Consider the following 4,131-nt stretch of genomic DNA (forward strand, 5'->3'; position numbering starts at 1 on the left):
ATCGAGCCACGTCTTGCCGGCCGCGCGGCAGAGGAACACAGCCATCTGCCCGCGCGTCACCTGCCCGATCGGGCAGTACAGCGGCGGATCCGCCTGGCACCCGCCCGTGATCCCGTCGCGGGCGATCGCCTCGATGTACCCGTACGCCCAGTGCAGCATCGAAACGTCGTCGAACGTGCAGAAGTAGTCATGCAGATTGAAGTACTGGTACGTCAGATTCTGCGCTGGCGTGTAGTCCTGCGCGAACGACACCCACATCTCCTGCGTCGTGTTGTCGTATATCGCGCTGATGACGCAGGAACTCATGGCCACGGCTTGAGCGATGCTGCGCGCGACGTTCTCATCAATCACCCCCCAGTTGGTCACCAGCGGGTCGTGCTGACCCACATATCGCGGCGTATAACCCCACCCCCCGTACTGCAGCGCGCGCATGTTGCTCGCAAACGCCACGTCCGCGCGGTACACGACGTCGTCAATCGGCAGCGCCGGCTTGTCGCCGTCCGTGATGATATATGCTCCCGGATCACTCGCGTCGACCAGCGTCTCGTTATCCCCGATCACCGCGTAGTTGTTGGCGCTGATCTCGAAGGCATAGCCGTTGTTAGTGGCGCCGCAGCCGATTACGATGTCCGTGCCCCACGTGCCGCCGCCGCTGGTCATGATGGGCACCGCCTCGGTGAGGTCGTGCGCTTGTTCGAGGACGTTGCGCAACCGCATGAAGACCGGCAGGCCGGCGTAGGTGTCGTCGCTGGAATAGCCCGAGATCTGCCCGATCGCCAACCCGCTGATGTTCATCCCCGCGATCGGCAGCAGCATGCCGGCGAAGGAAACGTTCGCGTAGCGCTGCTCGCCGTAGGGATCGCACACCATGATCACCGGGTAGTTCTGCACCAGGAGATCCATCGTCCAGTCCAGGTTGCGCGTCTGATACACGTGCCCGTCCGCGGTCGCGGCGCCGAACGCGGCGAAGCTCGAGCACTGCACCTGGTCCGCTTCGGGCACGATGTGCATCGCATGGACTTTGTCCAACGTGATCGTCGTGCTCGGATTCGCGGCGAGGCAGCCGTCGGCTAGTCCCTGCATCTCCTCGATGTAGCGCGTCGGAATGTAGGGCTCCGCCTGCGCCCATACCGCCAGCAGCGCCTCCTCCGTATAGCCCGCGCCGGCGAGAACGCCCAGGGCGTAGTCAACACTCGCGGCGATGTCGGCCTCCAGCAGCTCCCCGTACCAGTACCCCATGTCATAGTAGCTGCCGCCGACGTAGATTACGTCTATAGCATCCTGCCCGCTGCCGATCGTGGTCAGGAACCCATACCCGGCGGCTAAACACATCGAGGAAACGGCGAGAAGAAGCAACACGGACACGGTGAGGACGAGCGCACGCATCGTATACTCCCTTACGCAGTTGCCCCCTGTACAATACTAGCAGGCGCCCGCTCGATGTCAAGCCCTCGACACGCCTTGCGCTCACCGGTTGCTGTGGGTGCGAGGCGGTGCCCTTCTGGTACGCTGTCTCAACGGGATCGACGTCTTGAGCGTGCGCTGCGCACCTCGACCGTGTGCTGACCGGGTGGCACGACGACGTGAATCCAGTCGCCGCCGAATTCGCGCCGCACCTCATAAGGTGCGGGTTGGGCGTCGCACAACACGTCCGCGACGCCGCCGACATCGGCAGGCAACTTGACGATCATCCCCAGGTCGTACGCGCAGTCGGCCTCGAATGTGACCTGCCCGTCGTCTGCGATCTGCACCTCGCTGATGTCGCATTGCGACCGCGCGTGCCACCACAGGCAGGCGGCGTCGTTGCCCATATGCAAGGCGAGCGCACCCTTCTCGCCGATGCAGCGCAGGATCTCTTCGATCGCCTCTCGCGCCAGCGGGAATTCCGCGATATACACGGGATGGTAGAACATGTTCATCAGCAGATGATACCTGATCGCGGCATCCACGGGCGCGCGCACCTCCTCCAGAACCTGCGTTGTGCGGTCGAGTATCGAGCCGCGGTGGCCGATCTCGTAGCACACGATCGGCTCCTCGATGACGTTGATGCGTTTATTGGCGCCACCGTGGTCGTCGTAGAAGAAATACGGCAGGGACGTCCCGAAGCTGAAGGCGAAAAGCGGCGAATTGTGCAGGATGTCCGCGGTCGCCGGATACAGCGCGCGCAGGAATGAGTTGTCGCCCAGGCCGCCGGCTCCGGCGATGTACTTCGCCGGCTCCACCCAGCCCTGCCACCGCAGAACGAAGTTCACCGAGCAGACCGCGGGCCGGCCGAACCGCTCGGTGAAGAGCGATGCCTGCTCGCCGAAGACCTCCTCGGTCATGCGGTAACCGTCTTCGTCGCGCAGCCGGTAATACAGGGAAATCTCGTGGCCGTTGTCCTCCGTGATGTGCCGTGCCTGCTCCGCCGTGATGGGGTGGTTTTCGACCTCGAGGTTGATGTGATAGCCCAGCCCGTGCGCGCGCATCCAGTCCGACGCAAAGAGGCTCCGCTCCACCGGCCCGGCGTACTCGTCTCCGCCCCAGATGAACAGCGCGTCCGGGATCTCGTTGCCCTGCGGCGGGATCGCGTAGATGAACGGATGTGGGCGCTCCGCAATCATGCTCTGTAGCAGCAACAGAATCTCGTAGCTGTAGAGGACGTGCGGCGAATTATCCCCGATAAGAGACATGTCGGTCGTCTTCGGCGCGGTGCGGCTCTCTGGGATATCCCACACCGGGCGTCCTTGGTGCAGGAGCCACACGGTCTTGGCGACGTCAAACGCGAAGTAGCCGGCGCGACCGGCGCCGTATTCATTCCACGCGACCGCGGCATACACGGTCGGCCGCTTCCCTGCGTCGTACAGCCGGGCCAGCTCCACCCCTCCAGCCGGCCTCACCGGTCGCAGGTCGGAGAGGATGAGCAGCTTCTGCTGCGGAGCGATCTCGGAATGAATGCCCTCGGTCAGCCGGTGGGGGAGTAGATCGAAGTAACCCGAGATTGCGTACTCGCCCGGCGCCTGCGCCACTGCGGGGGCGGGCTCGATCCCAAAGACATGGTCGAGGTCGCCGAGGCCGAAAGCGATGAGCGTCCCCCCCGCCCGCACCCAATCGTCGAGGTTGCGCTTGGCCGCGGTGGTCAGCGCCGCGGCGCTCTGCCAGCCGATGACTAACGTGGCGAGACGGGACAGTGACGTCGCGGATTCGAGGTCGGCGACGGACACCGTCTCCGCGCGCAGCCCAAGCTGCTCGCAAATCTCCCTGAGATAGATGTCCCAGTAGTTCGCCTGCGACGCGTTCAGCCCGGCGTGCAGCGCATGGTCGTAGACGTAGGCCACCCGGAGGTCGCTCATGTCACACGCACCTCTCGCGTTGTGTCGCGCCCCGGACTCGCGCCCGTGGCGGCATCGCGTGGCATCGCCCTGCGGTCGCCCGCAGGTCGTGGGTAAGATCCAGACCTGGGATGTCTCTCAGACGCCTCGGTAGAGGTCCCGCGGCATCCGTCCCGCCGGGCGATCGGCGTTGGGGCGGAAGTCCGGAACCGCGAGCAGCCTGCTCCCCTGTTCGATGGATTCCGCCGCCAGGATTGCCGGTGCGGCCGTCTCCATCGCCTGGTACACGTCGAGGTCGAGCGGCGCGCCCCGGAGCACCGCCTCGCGGAAGTAGGCGTGGACGTAGTAATCGGCGTTGCCGTGCCCGCTGCCCAGGGCTTCCGGCGGGGCGTCGGTGCGCTCCAGCCGCCAATCCACCTCCGCAAACTCGTGCATCTGCGAGTCCGCGAGGTACATCTTCGGGTATTCGCGCGGCGAGAATCGCATCTGCACGATGCCTTTGGTGCCCTTCAGGCGAAACCATTGCACGTGGTATGCCGGCACCGGTTGGGTGAAGCTGCACGCCAGGCGCATGACGCAGTCCTGCGCGGTCTTCATCAACGCCACCTGGACGTCGGACACCGCCACCTCGGGATGGCGATAACTCTGCGGGCGGGTGCCCATCCCCACCACCTCGACTACCCGGTCGCCCAGCATCTTCATCAGCGGGCTCAGGTTATGCGGCAGATAGTGGATCGGCGGCATGAACGCCAGCCACGTCGGCTTGAACTCGGGGTGAAGCCCAACGTCGTCGGGCCGCTGAAGATCGTAGTACTCGCCG

Annotated in this window: 3 protein-coding genes; all 3 read right to left on the minus strand. The window is 64.9% G+C overall.

The features are described 5' to 3' along the window. Positions 1-1,332 (minus strand): hypothetical protein (locus JSV65_17300; GenBank protein UCH34264.1); only part of this gene is annotated, 1,332 nt, incomplete at its 3' end. A 182-nt stretch (positions 1,333-1,514) separates the two neighbouring features. Beyond that, a complete protein-coding gene (locus JSV65_17305) occupies positions 1,515-3,332 on the minus strand; it encodes a hypothetical protein (GenBank protein ID UCH34265.1) in 1,818 nt (605 codons plus the stop codon). Positions 3,333-3,449: 117 nt separating this feature from the next. Then, positions 3,450-4,131, minus strand: a 682-nt coding sequence (locus tag JSV65_17310; GenBank protein ID UCH34266.1) for a hypothetical protein, incomplete at its 5' end; no start/stop codon positions are given.

The organism is Armatimonadota bacterium (assembly GCA_020354555.1).
Classification (GTDB): Bacteria; Armatimonadota; Hebobacteria.